The organism is Mesorhizobium sp. M7D.F.Ca.US.004.03.1.1 (genome assembly GCF_003998635.1).
In the GTDB taxonomy this organism is placed as follows: Bacteria; Pseudomonadota; Alphaproteobacteria; order Rhizobiales; family Rhizobiaceae; genus Mesorhizobium; species Mesorhizobium loti.
The window spans coordinates 1-6,231 of record NZ_RZQG01000316.1 but is presented as its reverse complement, the minus strand read 5'-3'; the positions used below and the strand labels follow the sequence as shown (position 1 = coordinate 6,231).

General features: G+C 63.0%; 5 protein-coding genes and 1 pseudogene. 3 read left to right on the top strand and 3 right to left on the bottom strand.

The features are described from left to right. Positions 1-1,709 (top strand): FAD-dependent oxidoreductase (locus EN935_RS18310; RefSeq protein WP_164771192.1); only part of this gene is annotated, 1,709 nt, incomplete at its 5' end. Here EN935_RS18310 and EN935_RS18305 read toward each other — a convergent pair. Continuing rightward, complete coding sequence (locus EN935_RS18305) at positions 1,706-2,338, bottom strand: class I SAM-dependent methyltransferase (protein WP_164757574.1); 633 nt, start codon at positions 2,336-2,338, stop codon at positions 1,706-1,708. The two genes, EN935_RS18310 and EN935_RS18305, sit on opposite strands and share 4 nt — an antisense overlap. A 103-nt stretch (positions 2,339-2,441) precedes the next feature. On the opposite strand from EN935_RS18305, the gene EN935_RS18300 reads away from it, so the two are divergent. Further along, the gene (locus tag EN935_RS18300; protein ID WP_127262835.1) at positions 2,442-3,344 is read left to right on the top strand and encodes a phosphotransferase family protein; all 903 of its coding nucleotides are present in this window, start codon (positions 2,442-2,444) and stop codon (positions 3,342-3,344) included. Positions 3,345-3,352: 8 nt separating this feature from the next. Here the strand turns inward: EN935_RS18300 and EN935_RS18295 are convergent, their stop codons facing one another. Together EN935_RS18295 and EN935_RS18290 are read right to left on the bottom strand one after the other, a co-directional pair. Beyond that, positions 3,353-4,276, bottom strand: a complete 924-nt coding sequence (locus EN935_RS18295) for a DMT family transporter (RefSeq protein WP_127262834.1) — start codon at positions 4,274-4,276, stop codon at positions 3,353-3,355. A 235-nt stretch (positions 4,277-4,511) separates the two neighbouring features. Beyond that, a complete protein-coding gene (locus EN935_RS18290; protein ID WP_109666097.1) occupies positions 4,512-5,792 on the bottom strand; it encodes an amidohydrolase family protein in 1,281 nt (426 codons plus the stop codon). Between the two features lie 245 nt (positions 5,793-6,037). On the opposite strand from EN935_RS18290, the pseudogene EN935_RS18285 reads away from it, so the two are divergent. Next, a pseudogene (locus EN935_RS18285) lies at positions 6,038-6,231 on the top strand (ABC transporter ATP-binding protein); the annotation flags it as partial.

Below are 6,231 nucleotides of genomic sequence, written 5' to 3'. Positions count from 1 at the left end.
TCCGCGACCCGGACCGGCGAACCTATTTCAAGGAGGAGGTCGGCGGGCTGGTGATGGGCGGCTATGAGCCGAACCCGCAGGCCTGGACGACCGGGGACGTCCCCAACGATTGGGAGTTCCGGCTGTTCGACGACGATTACGACCATTTCGAACAACATATGATGCAAGCGATCGCGCGTGTGCCGGCGCTGGAAACCGTCGGCGTCAAGCAGATGATCAACGGGCCGGAGAGTTTTACGCCGGACGGCAATTTCATTCTCGGCACAGCGCCCGAATGCGCTAACATGTTCGTCGGCGCCGGCTTCAATGCCTTCGGTATCGCCTCGGGCGGTGGCGCCGGCTGGGTGCTGGCGCAATGGGTGGTCGATGGCGAGGCGCCGCTCGACCTGTGGGTGGTCGACATCAGGCGCTTTTCCAACCTGCACCGCGACCGGCAGTGGGTCTGCGACCGTACGCTGGAGGCCTATGGCAAGCATTACACGATCGGCTTCCCGCATGAGGAGTATGCCAGCGGGCGACCCCGCATCGTCTCGCCGCTCTACGACAGGCTGAAGCAGCAAAATGCCGTGTTCGGCTCGAAGCTTGGATGGGAGCGGCCGAACTGGTTCGCACCGCAAGGCATCGAACCCCGGGACATCTATTCGATGGGCCGGCAGAACTGGTTCGCGGCGGTCGGCGACGAACACCGGCATGTGCGCGAAAGGGTCGGCGTCTTCGATCAATCCTCCTTCGCCAAATACGAGCTGAGCGGGCCCGACGCGCTGAAGGCGCTGGACTGGATCTGCGCCAACGACGTCAGCAGGCCGGTCGGCCGACTGACCTACACCCAGCTTCTCAACACACGCGGCGGCATCGAGGCTGATCTGACAGTGGCGCGGCTGGCCGAAGAGACATTCTACATCGTCACCGGAACAGGCTTCCGCACGCATGATTCCTCGTGGATCGGCGACCATATCGGCGAGGGGCTCAAGGCCACGCTTGTCGATGTCACCGAAGACTTCGGCACGCTGTCGCTGATGGGTCCTCGGGCACGCGATGTGCTTGCGGCAGTGACCGACACGGACGTGTCGAACGCCGCATTCCCATTCGGCCACGTGCGTGAGATTGCCATCGCCGGCCACACCATTCGGGCGCTGCGCGTCACCTATGTCGGCGAGCTCGGCTGGGAACTGCATGTGCCGATCGCGGCCACCGGCGAAGTCTTCGACGCGCTTATGGCGGCAGGCAAAAAGCACGACATCCGCCCGGTCGGCTATCGTGCCTTGGAATCGCTGCGGCTGGAAAAAGGCTATCGCGCCTGGGGCTCCGACATCACGCCCAACGACACGCCGCAGGAAGCCGGGCTCGGCTGGGCGGTCAAGCTGCGCAAGAACACCGATTTCATTGGACGGCGCGCGCTCGAGAAGACCAGCGGCTCGGCGTTGAAGAAACGTTTCGCCGGCTTCACGGTCGATGATCCCGATATCGTGCTGCTCGGCCGCGAGACGATCCTGCGCAATGGCGAGCCGGTCGGTTATCTCACCAGCGGCGGCTATGGCTACACGCTGGGCATGAACATCGGCTACGGCTATGTGCGCAACGCCGATGAGGTGAGCGACGATTTTCTCGCCTCGGGCGACTATGAACTGGTGGTCGCAATGGAGCGGACGCCGGCCAAGATCCATCTCGAGCCGATGTACGATCCGGCAGCGGAGAGAGTGAAAGCCTAGTTCACGCGCAGCGCGAGACCGCGGCTGGGCACGGTGTCGGCCTCGCCCGGCATCGAGACGTAAGGACGCGTTTCCTCAACACGAGTGACGAGGCCTTGCGCCTCGAACTCGGCGATGCGCGCGGCAAAGCCCACTTCCCACAGTGTGTTCTTGACCGTCAGCACGATCACTCCGCGCGGCCGGCAAATGCGGATCAGTTCGTCCAGCCCCTCGACGCCGACATGGCCGGAGGTGAAGACACCAGCCGAGATGATCCCGGCATAGGCGTCGTCCGGGAATGGCAGTTGTCCGCCCAGCGCCAGGCAATGAAGCGCCGAATAGACGCCCTTGCGTGCGGCCTGGGCCAGCATGCCTTCAGAAATGTCGAGTGCCTCGACCTGGGGGTAGCCGGCAATGTTCAACCATTCGCCGATCAGCCCGGTGCCAGCTCCCGCATCGAGCAGCGGTGCGGCACCGCGCGGCAAATGGCGCGCCAGCAACGCGAGGCAGATCGTTGGATGGCGATAGCCGGCGGCCGACATGTCGGCATCATAGGTTTGCGACCAGCGGTCGTAGAGTGCGGCGACTTCCTCCGGCCGCTTCGCCGCGTAGGCCTCGGCGAGTGCGCCCTGATGTTTGCTGTCCGCCACTTTTATCCTATCCGCCAATCTGTGAACCCTCAATCGGATGATAGCCAAAGCACGAAAATTGTGGAACCGTCGCTGCGACAAATAACAGCGTGGGGGCGCAGGCATGGTGACAGACGAGGCGCGCGCGGCATTGGCCGCCATTCCGATGCTGGCCAGATACAACGGGCCGCTGGAACGGCTCGGCGGCCTCACCAACCTGGTTTTCAAGGCCGGCGAATTCTGCCTGCGCATTCCCGGCAAAGGCACCGAAGAATACATCAACCGGGCCAACGAAGCGGTGGCCGCGCGCGAAGCGGCAAAAGCAGGGGTCAGCCCCGAAGTGTTGCATGTCGACCCCGGCACCGGCATCATGGTGACGCGTTTCATCGCCGGCGCCGAGACGATGTCGCCGGAAAAATTCAAGGTTCGGCCTGGCAGCCCGGCCCGCGCCGGCGAGGCCTTCCGCAAGCTGCACGCTTCAGGCGCGGTGTTTCCCTTCCGCTTCGAACTGTTTGCGATGATCGACGACTACCTCAAGGTGCTGTCGACCAAGGATGTCGCCCTGCCCGCCGGCTATCACGACGTCGTGCGCGAGGCCGAGACAGTGCGGTCGGCGCTGGCCGCCCATCCGCTGCCGCTCGTCGCCTGCCACTGCGATCCGCTGTGCGAAAACTTTCTTGATACGGGTGAGCGGATGTGGATCGTCGACTGGGAATATTCGGGCATGAATGACCCGCTCTGGGACCTTGGCGACCTCAGTGTGGAAGGCAAATTCGACACGACGCAGGATGAAGAGATGATGCGCGCCTATTTCGGCGGCGAGGCCAGGCCGGCGGAGCGCGGCCGCATCGTCATCCACAAGGCGATGTGCGATCTGTTGTGGACGCTGTGGGGGCTGATCCAGCTCGCCAACAACAACCCGGTCGACGATTTCCGCGCCTATGCCGACGGGCGATTTGCGCGCTGCAAGGCGCTGATGGAGACGCCGGAGTTTTCAATGCACCTGGCGGCGATACGTCAGGGTTGAGCCTGCCCCTAGTTCACGCCTTTCGGCACATTTTCGGGCGGCACCGTGGTCTCGACCACTTTCTGACGGTGGAAGATGAACAGGCCGGCCAGAACGACGATGCCCGAGCCGATCAGGATGCGCGGGCCTGGAACGTCGCCGAAGAACACCAGCCCGAAGACCACCGCCCACAGGAGCAGCGTGTAGTGCAGCGGCGCCAGCGTCGAGGCCGGCGCCAGCTTGAGCGCCCTGGTGATCATCAGATGGGCGCCGCAGGAGACGATGCCGAGCAGCAGCATGGCGCCGAGATCGAGTGCCGATGGCGTCTGCCAGGCGCCGATGGTCAGCACACCGCCGACCAGCAGCGTGCCGATGGTCTGCCATGTCACCAGATTTGTGTCGCTGGTGCCGCGCAGCCGGCGGTTGAGGATGATGGCGAAGGCGAAGGAGATGCTGCCCACCAGCGCAAAGCCCGATGACAGAGAGAACGCCGCCGAGGACGGTTTCAGCATGATCAGCACACCGCAGAAGCCGAGCAGGATGGCCATCCAGCGGCGCCAGCCGACCTTTTCGCCAAGCAAGAGATGCGAGAGTGCCGCAACGTAGATCGGCCCGGCCATGTAGAAACTCATCACATCGGCAAGCGGCAGATAGACGACGGCGGCATAGAAGAGCGCGGTGTCGAGCGTGGTCATCACCACGCGCAGCAGCTGCAGCTCCAGGCGTTCCATGCGAAACAGCTTGGCCGTGCCCTGATGGGCGATCATCGGGCCAAGCACGAAGAAGGCGCCGATGGAGCGGATCAGCACGACCTGGCCGACGGAGAAACTGGCGACCAGCCACTTGCCCATCGCGTCATTCAGCGCAAACAGGAAGTCGCCGGCCAGCATCAGCAGAATGCCGGCCAAAAGCACGTTCCTGATCGTCGAATTCTGCGCCACGGGCTGCGTCATGCCGATCCCGATTCCTCCCCCAATATAAGCCGCGTCGTAGACGGAAGCGGCGGCTTTGACGAGGAGAATTCGGGCAATGGGTAAGACCAGCGCCGGGAATCGGCTGTATCTAGAGCAATACCAGGAAAGTGTGAAACGGTTTTCCCGGGAAAAGCGCATAGCGCTTTCCCTTGGGAATTGCGTCAAAACAAAGAGCTAGGAGTGGTTCACCGTTTCCGCGAAACGGTGAACCGCTCTAGCTGGATACGTGCCGCCGGTTCACCATTCCCGGCCTTCCACCGATGGACAGCCTGGTCTCCTGCTTCGTCCGCTCCGCCACCACCTTGCCACTGGCGATGACACACAGGCGTTCGGCGCGCAGGCGCAAGGCCTCGATCGGATTGCCGGCGTCGAGGACGACAAGGCTGGCGCGCTTGCCGACCGCCAGGCCAAGATGATCGAGGCCCATGATCGCGGCATTGACGTTTGTGACCATGTCGAAGCAGCGCGCCATGTCGGCCGGGCTCGACATTTGCGCTACATGCAGGCCCATGAAGGCGACGTCGAGCATGTCGGCGGTGCCCAGCGAATACCAAGGATCGAGCACGCAATCCTGGCCCCAGCCGACGCGAATGCCAAGCGCCAGCATCTCCTTGACCCGGGTCAGGCCGCGGCGCTTCGGGAAGGTGTCGTGGCGGCCCTGCAGCATGATGTTGATCAGCGGATTGGGAATGACCGAGACGCCCGCCTCGGCAATCAACGGCAGCAGCTTCGAAACATAGTAATTGTCCATCGAATGCATCGAAGTGAGGTGCGAGCCGGCGACCTTGCCGTGCAGACCAAGGCGCTGCGTCTCATAGGCAAGCTGTTCGATGTGACGCGACAGCGGATCATCGGTCTCGTCGCAATGCAGGTCGACCATCAGGCCACGCCTGGCCGCGATCTCGCACAACTCCGTTACCGAGCGCGTGCCGTCGGCCATGGTGCGCTCAAAATGCGGGATGCCGCCGACAATATCGACGCCCATGTCCAAGGCGCGGATGGTGTTCTCCCGTGCCGTCGGCGAGCGATAAAACCCGTCCTGCGGGAAAGCGACCAGTTGCAGATCGATGTAGGGGGCGACCGTCTTCTTGACCTCGAGCAGCGCCTCGACCGCCAGCAGGCGGTCGTCGCAGACATCGACATGGGTGCGGATGGCGAGCAGGCCCATCGACACCGCCCAGTCGCAGTAGGCAAGCGCGCGGTCGCGCACCGCCTCATGCGTCAAAAGCGGCTTCAATTCGCCCCACAGCGAAATGCCTTCGAGCAGCGTGCCCGACGCGTTGATGCGCGGAATGCCGTAGGAGAGCGTCGCGTCCATGTGGAAATGCGGATCGACGAAGGGCGGCGAGACCAGATTGCCACGGACGTCAACCTCGGTCCGCGCAGAGCCTTGCAGAGCAGGCTCGATCGCCGCGATCGTCTCGCCGCTGATGCCGATGTCGGCAACCCTGCCATCAGGCAGTGTGCCGCCGCGAACGATAAGGTCGAAATCCATCTGTCGTCATCCCCGTCAAAAGAATCATCCGATGTAGCCGAGGCTGAAAATCGCATCCCGTCGATGCCGCTTGCAACAGCGGTTTGTCCGCGGCGGCCGCGGATGGTTCCATCCGGCCGCAACTCCCTCTATAAGCCGCCTTCATTGTCCCGGTTTCAAGGATCCGCCGTTTGTTTCGTTTCTTCCGCTCGACGGAAAACCAGCGCCTCGTTGCGAGGTTGCTTCGGGAATCCTTCCGCCAACATATGTTTGGATACGGCGCCGCCATACTGTCGATGCTGGTGGTGGCCGGCACGACGGCTGCCAGCGCCTGGATCCTGCGCGAAATCACCAATGAATTCGTGATCGATAAAAGGATCGAACGCGTCAACATGATTGCCGTGGCGGTCGCCGTGATCTTCATCGTCAAGGGCATCGCCAATTTCGTCCAGGCCTACTG